The following is a 12,232-nucleotide window of genomic DNA, read 5'->3' as shown; positions in this document are numbered from 1 at the left end:
GCGCCCTAGCCCCGAAAGGCTCCCCGACGCGTCCCGTGTCCAACTGGTCGCCCGAATCTCTAGTTGGGACGCTCCGGACGATCAAGCCTCTCGCTGAGCATAAGCATGTCGGCCCAGGCCTTCTTCTTGGCCGCCGGCTGACGCAGCAGGAACGCCGGATGCAAGGTGGGCAAGGCCGGGAGCTCGTTGGCGCCGTCGCTGGAGGTCCATTCGAACCACCGTCCCCGCAGCGACAATATGCCTTCGTCACGACGAAGCATGCTCTTTGCCGAGGCGCCGCCCACCAGCAGCAGGATCTTGGGCTGGACCAGTTGAATCGCCCGCTCGAGGAAGGGCGCGCAGACGGCCTGCTCCTGCGGGGTCGGCGTGCGGTTGCCCGGCGGACGCCAGAACACGGTGTTGGTGACGAAGGCGCGGTCCAGCACGCCGGCCGCCTTGAGCATGCGGTCCAGCAGTTGGCCGGCGCGGCCGACGAACGGCGCGCCCTGCAGGTCCTCGTCGGCCCCGGGGGCCTCGCCGATGATCATCAGGGGCGCGTCGGCCGGCCCGCGCGAAACCACGGCCTGGCGCGCGCCCTGGGTCTTGAGCGGGCAGCCGTCGAAGGCGGCGATGGCGGCGGCCAGGGCGGGCAGGTCGGCGCAGGCGGCGGCCAGGGCCTGGGCCTCGGCGACGGCGGCGCCCAGGTCGGGTCCGCGTCCGAAGGCTGGTGTGGCGACGGGTGTGACGGCGACCGGGGCGGCGGGCTCCTTGCGGGCCCGCAGCAGGGCCGCGCCCTCGGCCAGGCGGTCGATCGGATCGTCCGCGTACGACGCCTCGACGCCCGCATCGGCCCAGAAGGCGAGCAGGCTTTCCACGGCGCGCGGGTCGACGGCGAGGTTCATACGCTTCTCTTAGTACGAAGTTTCGCGGGTCGCCACGCCGGGCCTGCGCTGCATCGCAGCAAAAAACATCTGTTTATTCTTGACCACCTCCGCGTCACCTCACGATAAGCTGCGATTCAAACAGCAAGAACGCGGGCAGCGTGCGCCCGGGCGGGAGATGTTATGGGCGAAGAGCTCGAACGCGAGTCGATGGAATACGACGTCGTCATCGTCGGCGGCGGACCGGCGGGCCTTTCGGCCGCCATCCGACTCAAGCAACTGGCGGCCAGGGCCGGGACCGAGGTTTCGGTGGCCGTGCTGGAAAAGGGCTCGGAAGTCGGCGCCCACATCCTGTCGGGCGCGGTGATCGATCCCAAGGGCCTGGCCGAGCTGTTCCCCGACTGGAAGGAACGCGGCGCGCCGCTGGAGACCCCGGTCACCAAGGACGTCTTCCGGCTGCTGGGCCCGTCGGGCGATCTTTCGCTGCCGATGTTCGCCATGCCGCCGTTCATGCACAACCACGGCTGCTACATCGCCTCGCTGGGCAATCTCTCGCGCTGGCTGGCGGCCCAGGCCGAGGAGCTGGGCGTCGAGATCTATCCGGGCTTCGCCGCCTCGGACATGGTCTGGAACGACGACGGCTCGCTGAAGGGCGTCGTGGTCGGCGTGGTCGGCGTGGCCAAGGACGGCCACCGCAAGCCCGACTACCAGCCGGGCATGGAGCTGCACGGCAAGTACGTGTTCATCGCCGAGGGCGTGCGCGGCTCGCTGGCCAAGCAGCTGATCGCCAAGTTCGACCTGTCGGCGGGCAAGTCGCCGCAGAAGTTCGGCATCGGCATCAAGGAGCTGTGGCAGGTGCCGGCCGACAAGCACCAGCCGGGCCTGGCCGAGCACACCACCGGCTGGCCGCTGGACAACCAGACCGGCGGCGGCAGCTTCATGTACCACTTCGGGGACAACTACGTGGCCATCGGCTACGTCGTGCACCTGAACTACAAGAACCCCTGGCTGTCGCCGTTCGACGAGTTCCAGCGCTTCAAGCACCATGCCGCGGTCAAGCCCCACCTGGAAGGCGGCAAGCGCATCGCCTACGGCGCGCGGGCCATCACCGAGGGCGGCTATCAGTCGGTGCCGAAGCTGACCTTCCCGGGCGGGGCGCTGATCGGCTGCTCGGCCGGCTTCGTCAACGTGCCGCGCATCAAGGGCAGCCACAACGCGGTCAAGACCGGCATGCTGGCCGCCGACGCCGCCTTCGAGGCGCTGGGCGCGGGCCGGGCCAGCGACGAGCTGGTCGCCTACCAGGACCTCTACGAGACGTCGTGGGTGGCCAAGGAACTGAAGGTCGTCCGCAACGCCAAGCCGCTGCTGGGCAAGTTCGGAACCGCCCTGGGCGGCGCGCTGGGCATGTTCGACATGTGGTGCACGCACCTGTTTGGCGGCTTCTCGTTCTTCGGCACCCTGAAGCACGAGAAGACCGACGCGGAATCGACCGGCCTGGCCAAGGACTACAAGCCGCTGGTCTATCCCAAGCCCGACGGCGTGATCAGCTTCGACAAGCTGAGCTCGGTGTTCATCTCGGCCACCAACCACGAGGAAGACCAGCCTGCCCACCTGACGCTGAAGGACCCGACAGTCCCGATCGCGGTGAACCTGCCCAAGTACGGCGAACCGGCCCGGCTGTACTGCCCGGCGGGCGTCTACGAGGTGCTCTACAACGAGCAGGGGACCGATCCGCGCTTCCAGATCAACGCCCAGAACTGCGTCCACTGCAAAACCTGCGACATCAAGGATCCGTCGCAGAACATCGTCTGGACCACGCCCGAGGGCGGCGGCGGGCCGAACTACCCGAACATGTAGCGGCAGGCCTTCGAAAGGCCCCGATGAAAGCCTAGGAGGCGCGGTCCGAACTTGGACCGCGCCTTTTTCTTGCGGCGCGACGGGAAACCGATGAGGGTGCGGACATGACGCGTATCAAGCTTCTCCTTGCCCTCGTTTCGGCCTCGGCCCTGACCGCCTGCGCCGCCGCCAAGCCGGCCCCAGACCTGCGCGGCCAGCTCGTCATGGGCTCCGCCTGGGGCTCGAGCCGGTCGGCCTACGGCCAGTTCCTGGCCGGGCAGGCGGCTCTGCTGAATGGCTCGAACGCCCAGGCCGCGACCTATTTCGACGAGGCGCGCCAGCTGGACGAGGATCCGGGCGTGCTGGCCGACCGGGCCTTCACCGCCGCCCTGCTGGCCGGCGACGTGCAGCGCGCCGCCGCCATGGCCCCGCGCGGAACCGACTCCAACGAGCAGGTCCGCCGGCTGGGCGTCCTGACCCGGGTGGTCGACCTGATGGCCAGCGGCAAGGGCCGCGACGCCCAGACCCTGCTGAAGACCGAGACCCTGGGCTTCCCGCATCGTCCGGCCGCCGTGCTGCTGGCCCCGTGGCTGGCCGCCGCCGCGGGCGACAACAACGGCGCCGTGACGCGGCCGGAGCTGCAGGGCGACCGGTTCGTGCAGTATTTCGGCCAGCTGAGCCAGGCGCGGCTCTACGAGCGCGCCAAGCGCTATGACGAGGCCGAGACCGACTACAAGGCGCTGATGGCGATCGAGAACGCCCGGGGGCTGTTCGTCGAGGACTACGGCGCGTTCCTGGAGCGTCGCAAGCGTCACGCCGACGCCGTGGCGCTGTACGACGCGGCCCTGGCCCGCGATCCCGACGATCAGGGTCTGCGGATGGCCCGGGCCCGGGCCGCGGCGCGCGGCTCGGCGCCGGCCATGGCGACCGACAAGCAGGGCGCCGCCCACATGCTGGTCGCCTGCGCCGCCACCTTCGCCAGCGAGCGCCAGAGCCAGTTCGGCCTGGCCTATCTGCGCCTGGCCCTGAGGTTGGACCCCAAGCGCGACGACGCCTGGCTGCTGGTCGGCGACCTGCTGGCCCAGGACGACGACCATGCCGGAGCCCGCGAGGCCTACGCCAAGGTGGCGCCGACCTCGGCCCGTTATGTCGCGGCCCAGTCCAAGCTGGCCTGGAGCTACCAGACCGCCGGCGACAAGGAGAAGGCCGTCGCCCTGGCCCAGCAGTCGGCCGCCGCCGCGCCCAAGGACCGCGACGCCCAGATCACCTATGCCGACCTGCTGCGGGCCAACGAGCGCTGGGCCGAGTCGGCCGCCGCCCTGGACCCGCTGATCGCCGGCGAGGGCGACAAGCCCGACTGGCGGCTGCTTTACATGCGCGGCATCGCGCTGGAACGGGCCGGCCGCTGGGACGACGCCGAGCATGACCTGCTGACGGCGGTCAAGATCAGCCCGGACGAGCCGGACCTGCTGAACTATCTCGGCTATTCGTGGATCGACCGCGGCCTGCACCTGCCCGAGGCCATCGCCATGGTCCAGAAGGCGGTCGACGCCCGGCCGCAGTCGGGGGCCATGCTCGACTCCCTGGGCTGGGGCTACTACCGCCAGGGCGACTACAAGACCGCCGTGGCCAAGCTGGAACAGGCCGTCGAGCTGGAGCCGGGCGACCCGGACGTCAACGGCCACCTGGGCGACGCCTACTGGCGGGTCGGGCGCACGGTCGAGGCCCGCTACCAGTGGCAGCGCGTGCTGAGCCTCGAACCCGACGCCAAGCAGAAGGCCGAGGCCGAGGCCAAGTTGAAGGACGGCCTGAACGGTCCGCCCGCCAGGATCGCCTCGACCCAGTAGCGCCGCTTGAGCCGCCCGGATAAACCGGGCGACCACGACTTCCAGACGCTTTCAAAGGCCCGCCATGCGCCTCGACGCCTTCGCCCCGGCCAAGGTCAATCTGTTCCTGCACGTCGGCGGGCCCGACGCGGCCGGCTATCATCCGATCTCCAGCCTGATGCTGTTCGCCGACGTCGGCGACCGGGTCAGCCTGCGGGCGGCCGACGCGCCCAGCTTCGAGACCACGGGGCGGTTCGGCCGCGAGATCCCGCTGGACGACGGCAACCTGGTGGTGCGGGCCGCCGACGCCCTCCACGCCCGGCTCGGCGGACCCTTGCCGCCCTTCCGCCTGATCCTCGACAAGGCCCTGCCGATCGCCGCCGGCCTGGGCGGCGGGTCGAGCGACGCCGGCGCGGCCCTGCGGCTGCTGCGCGAGGCCCTGGCTCCCGACCTGTCCGACGCCGACCTGGAAGCCGTGGCGGGAAGCCTGGGCGCGGACGGCGCGGCCTGCCTGTGGGGCGCGCCGGTGATGGCGCAGGGCAGGGGCGAACGCCTGTCGCCCGCGCCGGCCCTGCCGGAGCTGCACGCCGTGTTGGTCAACCCGTTGGTCCCGTCGCCGACCGGCGCGGTCTACCGGGCCTACGACGCGGCCGTCGCGCCGGAGGGCGAGGCCCCGCCGCCGTTGCTGGACGGGCTGGAAAGCGTCGAGGAGGTCTGCGCCTGGCTGGCCGGCTTCACCCGCAACGACCTGCAGGCGCCGGCCGTGGCCCTGGAGCCGCGCATCGGCCAGGTGCTGGACCTGTTGGCCGACGAGCCCGAGACCCTGCTGGCTCGGATGTCCGGCTCCGGCGCCACCTGCTTCGCCCTGTGCGCCGGCGACATAGAGGCCGAGGGGCTGACCGAGCGGCTCGAGCGGATGCGGCCCGACTGGTGGGTGAAGCGCTGCCGGCTGGGCGGGCCGTTCTAAAACGCTGCAGCGCCGTGGATGGCGTTGGGGACACGCACTCACGCCGACTTCGTGACTCGATTGGCCGAGGCCTTGCCGTGAGAGCATGTCCTCCGGGGCGTCGACCCAAAAGAAAAGCGCGGAAGCCGAAGCTTCCGCGCCCTCCCGATCCGAACTTCTGGACCGAACCTGCCTCAGCCTTAGCTGTGGTAGGCGCGTTCGCCGTGTTCGGAGATGTCCAGACCTTCTTCTTCGGCTTCCGGCGAGGCTTTCAGGCCGATCACCAGCTTGATCACGAAGAAGACGATGGCCGAGGCGACCGCCGACCACAGGACGGTCAGGCAGACGGCCTTGGCCTGGATGATCAGCTGGCCGATCGGCGTGTAGGTGGCCAGAGCATCGCAGGTCGAGATGTCGCCGTCCTTGGCGCAGGTGGTGTAGTCGACGATGCCGGCGCCGCCCCAGACGGGGTTGACCAGCAGGCCGGTGCCCAGGGCGCCGACGATGCCGCCGATGCCGTGGATGCCGAAGGCGTCCAGGCTGTCATCGTACTTCAGCGCGTTCTTCACGACCGAGCAGAAGAAGATGCAGATCGGCGAAACGACCAGACCCAGGATCACCGCGCCCATCGGGCCGGCGAAACCGGCGGCGGGGGTGACGGCGACGAGGCCGGCGACCACGCCCGAAGCCAAGCCCAGGGCCGACGGCTTCTTCTTGGTGACCCACTCGACGACGATCCAGGACAGGCCGGCGGCGGCGGTGGCGACGAAGGTGTTGATCATCGCCAGCGAGGCGTAGCCGTTCGATTCCAGGTTGGAGCCGGCGTTGAAGCCGAACCAGCCCACCCACAGCAGGCCAGCGCCAACCAGGGTCAGGGTCAGGGAGTGCGGGGGCATCGGCTCTTTGCCGTAGCCTTGGCGCTTGCCCAGGATCAGGGCGCCGACCAGGGCGGCGATACCGGCGTTGATGTGCACCACGGTGCCGCCGGCGAAGTCCAGCGCGCCCCAGGTCCAGATCTGACCGGCCTTGATGGCGGCGGTCGGCGCTTGAGCGATGGCGTCAGGACCCGGCCACCACCAGACCATGTGGGCCATCGGATAGTACGACAGCAGCGGCCACAGGACGGCGAAGGCGACGATGGCGGCGAACTTCATGCGCTCGACCAGCGAACCGACCACGAGGGCGGCGGTGATCGCGGCGAAGGTCGCCTGGAACGAGATGAAGGTGAACTCGGGGATCACCACGCCGGTCGAGAACGTCGCGACGTTGCTGGCCGGTGTCACGTCCTTGAGGAACAGGCGTCCCAGGCCCCCGACGAAGAGGTCCCAGCTGCCGCCGTCGGTGAAGGCGAGGCTGTAGCCCCACAGCACCCAGGCGACGAAGCCGATGATGGCGACGGTCGAGACCTGCATCATCACCGACAGCATGTTCTTGGAGCGGACCAGGCCGCCGTAGAACAGGGCCAGGCCCGGCAGGATCATCAGCAGGACCAGGACGGTCGAGGTGAGCATCCAGGCGTTGTCGCCCTTGTCGTTCTTGTCGACGATGGCGGCGGGAGCGGCTTCGGCCGGAGCCGGAGCGGCGGCGACGGGCGCGGCCGGAGCCGGCGCGGCCTCGGCGGGCGCGGCGGCGGCCGGAGCCGCTGTCTCCTGAGCGAAGGCGACGGCGCCCAGAGGGGCCCCCGCCAGGGTCGCGGCGAGCACAAGCCCGGCCAGCGGTTTAAAGTGCAGTTTCATCGTTGGTATCCCCTTTTCCCGACGAATTACAAAGCGGCCGGGCCGGTTTCGCCGGTCCGGATGCGAACGGCTTCCTCGACATTGAGGACGAAGATCTTGCCGTCGCCGATCTTGCCCGTGGCGGCGGCGGCCTTGACCGCCTCGACCGCCTTGGCGGCCGACGCGTCGTCGACCACGGCTTCCAGCTTCACCTTCGGCACGAAATTCACTTGGTATTCCGCGCCGCGATAGATTTCGGTCTGGCCCTTCTGCCGGCCGTAGCCCTTGACCTCGGACACCGTCAGGCCTTCGACGCCCGCGGCGACGAGCGCCTCGCGGACCTCGTCGAGCTTGAAGGGTTTGACGATCGCTATGATCAGTTTCATCCGCCTTGCTCCGACCCGCCGACTGAGCGGGCTCCCCTTAGAATTGGTTTTAGAGCGCGTTGCTCACTCGCACCGCGACGCGGACCCATGGGCCCTCATCGTTTCCCCGGCGCCGTTCACGCTATCGGTCGCGCTTCGGACATGGCTGTCGCGCGGTAGGGAATTGGAAACGAAAGGGGCGTGGCGCCTAAAATCCAGGCATCGACAACCTTGGGCGCTCGGAAAGGCGGCGTTTCACCTTCCTGAGAGGTGGGCTGGTCCAGCTTGTCGCGAAGCGAATACAATCAGCGGCTCTCGCATCGCGATTTGGAGTTTCCGCCGCCCATGCCCTCATTCTGGTTCAAGATCGCGCCCTGGGGGCTGCTGATCGCCTCGAACGTCTTCATGACCTTCGCCTGGTACGGGCACCTGAAGAATCGCTCGACGACGATGCTGGTCGCCATCTTCACCAGCTGGCTGATCGCCTTGCCGGAATACTTGCTGGCCGTGCCCGCCAACCGCCTGGGCCACAACGTCTATTCGACCGCGCAGTTGAAGACCGGCCAGGAGGCGATCACCCTGATCGTCTTCACGCTGTTTTCGGTCTTCTACCTGGGCGAGGCGATCAGCTGGAAGACGCTGGTGGGGTTCGGATTCATCTTCATGGGCGTGGCGATCGTGATGTTCTTCAAGTAAAGCGTTCACGAACCCGTGATCGGCGCAACGGAGTCCAAGGTTTGAACGCTGATGTGGCTGTATTTCCTCCAAGAAGGATCAGCCCCATGTTTGTGCGTATCGCTACCGCCGCCGCCGCCCTGGCGCTGATGTCCGGCGCGGCCATGGCCCAGTCGACGGCTCCCCAGGCGGGCGCTCCGGTGAACCCGGACCCGACCGCCGCCGCTCCGGCCGACCAGACCATGCCCGCCGACCCGGCGACCGCCGCCACTCCAACCGACCCGACGGCCGCGACCACCACGCCGGCGCCGACCGGCATGGCGACCGACACCGCCGGCCGCGTCTCGTCGATGCCGGCCGAGCAACAGTCGGCCCTGAAGGCCGGCGACCCCAACGTCGTCTCCAACCCGCCGATCGCCGACACCCCGGAAAACCGCAAGGCCTACGGCGCGCCGCTGTCGAACGCCGGCAAGCGCTCCTCCGCCAAGGGCAACTAAGCCTCCTCAACGGTCTGACTAAGCTTGAAGCACCAGTCGGCGGGCCCTATGGTCCGCCGACTTTTTTCTGGCCCTGTTCGGACCCTGATGTCTTCTGAAAAGCCCCAAGAAAAACCCAGGTCGTTCCAAGACCTGATCCTGACGCTCCATGACTATTGGAGCGCCCAGGGCTGCGTGATCCTGCAGCCGCACGACGTCGAGGTGGGGGCGGGAACCCTGCACCCGGCCACGGTGCTGCGCGCGCTGGGTCCCAAGCCCTGGAACGCGGCCTATGTGCAGCCCTCGCGCCGTCCGGGCGACGGCCGCTACGGCGAGAACCCCAACCGCCTGCAGCACTATTATCAGTACCAGGTGATCCTGAAGCCGAACCCGTCGAACATGCAGGACCTGTATCTGGGTTCGCTGGAGGCTATCGGCCTGGACCTGCGCACCCACGACATCCGCTTCGTCGAGGACGACTGGGAGAACCCCACCGTCGGCGCCTGGGGCCTGGGCTGGGAAGTCTGGTGCGACGGCATGGAAGTGTCGCAGTACACCTACTTCCAGCAGGTGGGCGGCCTGGACGTCTCGCCGGTGGCGGGCGAGCTGACCTACGGCCTGGAGCGCCTGGCCATGTACGTGTTCGGCGTCGACAACGTCTACGACCTGCCGTTCAACGACCCGGACGCGCCGCTGGGCCACCTGACCTATGGCGACGTGTTCCTGGAGAACGAGCGCCAGCAGTCGGAAGCCAACTTCCACGGCTACGACGTGGCCGTGCTCAAGCGCCAGTTCGAGGACATGGAGCAACAGGTGCCGCTGATGCTGGCCCGCTCGTACCAGGGCAAGTCCCTGGTGCTGCCCGCCTACGACATGGTCCTCAAGGCCAGCCACCTTTTCAACCTGATGAACGCCCGCGGCGCGATCGCCGTCGCCGAGCGCGCCTCCTACATCGGCCGCATCCGCGACCTCTGTAAGATGTGCGCCAGCGCCTGGGTCGAGCAGCAGGAAGCCGCGTAAAGTCGATGCCCCAACTCCTTCTCGAACTGTTCTCCGAAGAGATCCCCGCCCGCATGCAGGCCGGCGCCGCGCGCGACCTGGAGCGCATGGCGCGCGACCACCTGGCCGCCGCCGGCTTCCTGCCCGAGGCCCTGAAGACCTTCGCCGGTCCGCGCCGCCTGACCCTGGTGGTCGAGGGCCTGCCGATCGCCCAGGCCGACCGCAAGGAAGAGCTGAAGGGCCCGCGCGTCGGCGCCCCGCCGCAAGCCATGGAAGGCTTCCTGCGCAAGGCGGGCCTGACCCAGGACCAGCTGGTCGAGCGCGACGGCGTCTGGATGGCCTTCATCGAGAAGACCGGACGCGCGACGACCGAGATCGTCGCCGAGATGGTGGAAGCCATCATCCGCGGCTTCCCGTGGCCCAAGTCGATGACCTGGGGCACGAGCAAGCTGCGCTGGGTGCGGCCGCTGAAGCGCATCCTCTGCGTCTTCGACCGCGAGGTCGTGCCGTTCGCCATCGAGGGGATCGAGGCCGGCGACATCACCGAGGGCCACCGCTTCATGCGCGTCGGCTTCGGCTGGGGCGGGCAACCGTTCAAGGTTCGCGACTTTGACGAGTACGCCAAGGGCCTGCTGGAGCACTTCGTCGTGCTGGACGTCGAGGAGCGCAAGGCGCGCATCCTCGAGGGCTGCAAGACCCTGTGCTTCGCGCGCAATCTGGAGCTGGTCGAGGACATCGGCCTGCTCGAGGAAGTCGCCGGCCTGGCCGAATGGCCGACCCCGGTGCTGGGCGACATGGACCCGGCGTTCCTGGACCTGCCGGGCGAGGTGATCCGCACCTCGATGCGCACCCACCAGAAGTACTTCGCCGTGCGCAAGCCGGACGGGGAGGGCCTGGCCCCGCACTTCATCACCATCGCCAACGTCCAGTCGGCGGACGGCGGCAAGGTGATCGCCGAGGGCAACGCCAAGGTGTTGAGCTCGCGCCTGTCCGACGCCCGGTTCTTCTGGGACGAGGACGTCAAGGTCGGGTTCGAGCCGTGGCTGGAAAAGCTGAACGGCGTCACCTTCCACGCCAAGCTCGGCACGATGGCGCGGCGCGTCGAGCGCATCGTCGAGCTCGCTGGTGCGATCGCGCCGCTGGTGGGCGCCGATGCCGAGAAGGCCAAGGAAGCCGCTCGTCTGGCCAAGGCAGACCTGGCTTCGCAGATGGTCGGCGAATTCCCGGAACTCCAGGGCCTGATGGGTGGCTACTACGCTCGTGCGGCTGGCCTGGACCCCGAGATCGCCGACGCCATCCGCGACCACTATAAACCTCAAGGCCCCTCCGACGCAGTCCCGACGACGCCTTTGAGCGTGGCCGTGGCGCTCGCTGACAAGCTCGATACACTGGTCGGGTTCTGGGTGATCGACGAGAAGCCGACGGGCAGCAAAGACCCGTTCGCTTTGCGCCGAGCGGCGCTGGGCGTGATCAGGACGATTCTGGAAGGTGGCTATCGCCTACCGCTGCTGATGGCCACCGGCGGCGCGCTAATGGGCTTCAGCTATCTGTTCAAGCAGGACAACTTCTCGCTCTCGCTGCGGCCGAACGCGCCGCTTCCCGAGGACGAGAACTCCAAGGCGATGCACGCCTTGGTCCATGATCTGCTGGCCTTTTTTGGCGACCGCCTGAAGGTCACGCTGAAGGACCAAGGCAAGCGCCATGACCTCGTCGACGCCGTGTTCGCGCTTGGCGACGACGACCTGGTGCGCATCGTCGCTCGGGTCGAGGCGCTGGACGGGTTCCTCAAGACCGACGACGGCAAGAACCTGCTGGCCGGCTACAAGCGCGCCTCCAACATCCTCAAGGCCGAGGAGAAGAAGGGCTGGAAGGCCGAGGGCGGTCGCGAGATCCTGCCCGACGCCTCGGCTCCGGAAGTGCAGCTGCACGACGCCCTGCGGATGATCGAAAAGCCGCTGGCGTCCGCCTTGGAGGCGGAAGACTTCACCGCCGCCATGCAGGAACTGGCCGGCCTGCGCGGCCCGGTCGACGCCTTCCTGGACGGCGTGTTCGTCAATTCGGACGTCGCCGCCGAACGCGACAACCGCCTGAAGACCCTGGCCGCCGTCCGCGACGCCATGGGCCAGGTCGCCGACTTCTCGCTGGTCGGCGGGTAGGCGGTTTCTTGAACCCTCTCCCAGAGGGAGAGGGCGGGGCCCGCGCCGCAGGCGTGGGAGGGTGAGGGGTTACACCCTCACCGCAGTTCTCACTGACGCCCTGCCGGCACGCCGTCTGGCGGTGAACCCTCTCACCCTCCCACCGCTTCGCGGCGGGCCCCTCCCTCTCTCCATGAGAGAGGGGGCAAGGGGCTTGTCCTCGGCGTTCAGCCAACAAACCCCCACGATTTCAACGCCCTGAACTTTCTCGACCCGATTTGGTCCTCACCCTTTCGCGGCGCCCGTATCCTTGACCCACCTCGCCGCAGGGAAAGGGCGCAAGGCCAGCGACCGATGCGGCGGCGGGGGGCGATCGAGCGGGACTGGGCTGGAGTGGAG

10 protein-coding genes and 1 pseudogene are annotated in these 12,232 nt (G+C 68.6%); 7 read left to right on the top strand and 4 right to left on the bottom strand.

Annotation, left to right across the window (positions count from 1 at the left end; all coding sequences use genetic code 11):
- Positions 1-59: 59 nt before the first annotated feature.
- Positions 60-881 carry a uracil-DNA glycosylase gene (locus tag AC1DMQ_RS09325; RefSeq protein WP_477033280.1) on the bottom strand — a complete coding sequence of 274 codons (822 nt, stop codon included), beginning with the start codon at positions 879-881 and terminating at the stop codon, positions 60-62.
- 162 nt (positions 882-1,043) lie between these two features.
- Between AC1DMQ_RS09325 and AC1DMQ_RS09320 the strand changes: the two genes are divergently transcribed.
- The 3 genes from AC1DMQ_RS09320 to AC1DMQ_RS09310 all read left to right on the top strand — a co-directional run bounded on the left by AC1DMQ_RS09320 (position 1,044) and on the right by AC1DMQ_RS09310 (position 5,489).
- Positions 1,044-2,717, top strand: coding sequence for an electron transfer flavoprotein-ubiquinone oxidoreductase (locus AC1DMQ_RS09320; protein ID WP_477033279.1), 1,674 nt, complete (start codon positions 1,044-1,046; stop codon positions 2,715-2,717).
- 104 nt (positions 2,718-2,821) lie between these two features.
- Positions 2,822-4,543 (top strand): tetratricopeptide repeat protein, encoded by a 1,722-nt coding sequence (locus AC1DMQ_RS09315; protein ID WP_477033278.1) that lies wholly within the window; start codon positions 2,822-2,824, stop codon positions 4,541-4,543.
- Between the two features lie 64 nt (positions 4,544-4,607).
- Positions 4,608-5,489 (top strand): 4-(cytidine 5'-diphospho)-2-C-methyl-D-erythritol kinase, encoded by an 882-nt coding sequence (locus tag AC1DMQ_RS09310; RefSeq protein WP_477033277.1) that lies wholly within the window; start codon positions 4,608-4,610, stop codon positions 5,487-5,489.
- 179 nt (positions 5,490-5,668) lie between these two features.
- On the opposite strand, the gene AC1DMQ_RS09305 is transcribed toward AC1DMQ_RS09310, so the two are convergent.
- Together AC1DMQ_RS09305 and AC1DMQ_RS09300 are read right to left on the bottom strand one after the other, a co-directional pair.
- Positions 5,669-7,204, bottom strand: coding sequence for an ammonium transporter (locus AC1DMQ_RS09305; RefSeq protein ID WP_477033276.1), 1,536 nt, complete (start codon positions 7,202-7,204; stop codon positions 5,669-5,671).
- Between the two features lie 26 nt (positions 7,205-7,230).
- Entirely contained in the window at positions 7,231-7,569 is a 339-nt protein-coding gene (locus AC1DMQ_RS09300; protein ID WP_007665036.1) for a P-II family nitrogen regulator, read from the bottom strand.
- Positions 7,570-7,893: 324 nt separating this feature from the next.
- Between AC1DMQ_RS09300 and AC1DMQ_RS09295 the strand changes: the two genes are divergently transcribed.
- From AC1DMQ_RS09295 to glyS, 4 genes are all read left to right on the top strand, one after another.
- Positions 7,894-8,244 (top strand): DMT family protein, encoded by a 351-nt coding sequence (locus tag AC1DMQ_RS09295; protein ID WP_477033275.1) that lies wholly within the window; start codon positions 7,894-7,896, stop codon positions 8,242-8,244.
- Between the two features lie 86 nt (positions 8,245-8,330).
- Complete coding sequence (locus tag AC1DMQ_RS09290; protein WP_477033274.1) at positions 8,331-8,720, top strand: hypothetical protein; 390 nt, start codon at positions 8,331-8,333, stop codon at positions 8,718-8,720.
- Between the two features lie 87 nt (positions 8,721-8,807).
- Positions 8,808-9,719: a glycine--tRNA ligase subunit alpha gene (locus AC1DMQ_RS09285; protein ID WP_477033273.1), complete on the top strand. Its 912-nt coding sequence runs from the start codon at positions 8,808-8,810 to the stop codon at positions 9,717-9,719.
- A gap of 5 nt (positions 9,720-9,724) precedes the next feature.
- A complete protein-coding gene (glyS, locus tag AC1DMQ_RS09280) occupies positions 9,725-11,854 on the top strand; it encodes a glycine--tRNA ligase subunit beta (RefSeq protein WP_477033272.1) in 2,130 nt (709 codons plus the stop codon).
- A gap of 293 nt (positions 11,855-12,147) precedes the next feature.
- Here the strand turns inward: glyS and AC1DMQ_RS09275 are convergent.
- Positions 12,148-12,232, bottom strand: a pseudogene (locus AC1DMQ_RS09275) (hypothetical protein); the annotation flags it as partial.

It is taken from the genome of Caulobacter sp. 05L422 (assembly GCF_056397765.1).
This window is presented reverse-complemented; position numbering and strand designations above follow the sequence as displayed.

Bases quoted from the DNA above. Each gene is read 5' to 3' on its own strand.
- AC1DMQ_RS09325 (WP_477033280.1), bottom strand. From the start codon at position 881: ATGAACCTCGCCGTCGACCCGCGCGCCGTGGAAAGCCTGCTCGCCTTC.
- AC1DMQ_RS09320 (WP_477033279.1), top strand. From the start codon at position 1,044: ATGGGCGAAGAGCTCGAACGCGAGTCGATGGAATACGACGTCGTCATC.
- AC1DMQ_RS09315 (WP_477033278.1), top strand. From the start codon at position 2,822: ATGACGCGTATCAAGCTTCTCCTTGCCCTCGTTTCGGCCTCGGCCCTG.
- AC1DMQ_RS09310 (WP_477033277.1), top strand. From the start codon at position 4,608: ATGCGCCTCGACGCCTTCGCCCCGGCCAAGGTCAATCTGTTCCTGCAC.
- AC1DMQ_RS09305 (WP_477033276.1), bottom strand. From the start codon at position 7,204: ATGAAACTGCACTTTAAACCGCTGGCCGGGCTTGTGCTCGCCGCGACC.
- AC1DMQ_RS09300 (WP_007665036.1), bottom strand. From the start codon at position 7,569: ATGAAACTGATCATAGCGATCGTCAAACCCTTCAAGCTCGACGAGGTC.
- AC1DMQ_RS09295 (WP_477033275.1), top strand. From the start codon at position 7,894: ATGCCCTCATTCTGGTTCAAGATCGCGCCCTGGGGGCTGCTGATCGCC.
- AC1DMQ_RS09290 (WP_477033274.1), top strand. From the start codon at position 8,331: ATGTTTGTGCGTATCGCTACCGCCGCCGCCGCCCTGGCGCTGATGTCC.
- AC1DMQ_RS09285 (WP_477033273.1), top strand. From the start codon at position 8,808: ATGTCTTCTGAAAAGCCCCAAGAAAAACCCAGGTCGTTCCAAGACCTG.
- glyS (WP_477033272.1), top strand. From the start codon at position 9,725: ATGCCCCAACTCCTTCTCGAACTGTTCTCCGAAGAGATCCCCGCCCGC.